1 protein-coding gene is annotated in these 303 nt (G+C 43.6%); it reads left to right on the top strand.

Features of this window, described 5'->3' with window-relative positions; all coding sequences use genetic code 11:
• Window positions 1–58: 58 nt before the first annotated feature.
• A partial coding sequence (locus tag PZH32_RS12795) for a single-stranded DNA-binding protein (RefSeq protein WP_275208635.1) occupies window positions 59–303 on the top strand: 245 nt, incomplete at its 3' end.

Raw genomic sequence — 303 nt, 5'->3', positions numbered from 1 at the left:
GCTGTCAATCGAATTGTGCAAAGATCCATTTTAGAAACAAAAACAGGAGGATAGGAAGTTGAACAAAGTTATTTTAATGGGCCGCTTAGTGCGCGATCCGGAAGTGCGTTATTCACAGGGAGAGGAACCGACAGCTATTGCGAGATATACACTTGCGGTCGACAGAAGAGGCACTAAGAAAAAAGACGGTGAACAGAAGGAAACCGATTTCATTACCTGCATTGCTTTCAGAAAAGCAGGTGAGTTCGCCGAAAAATATTTTCATCAGGGCATGCGTGTACTGATTTCTGGAAGAATCCAGAC

The organism is Adlercreutzia equolifaciens, from assembly GCF_029076695.1.
Classification (GTDB): domain Bacteria; phylum Actinomycetota; class Coriobacteriia; order Coriobacteriales; family Eggerthellaceae; genus Adlercreutzia; species Adlercreutzia equolifaciens_A.
This window is presented reverse-complemented; position numbering and strand designations above follow the sequence as displayed.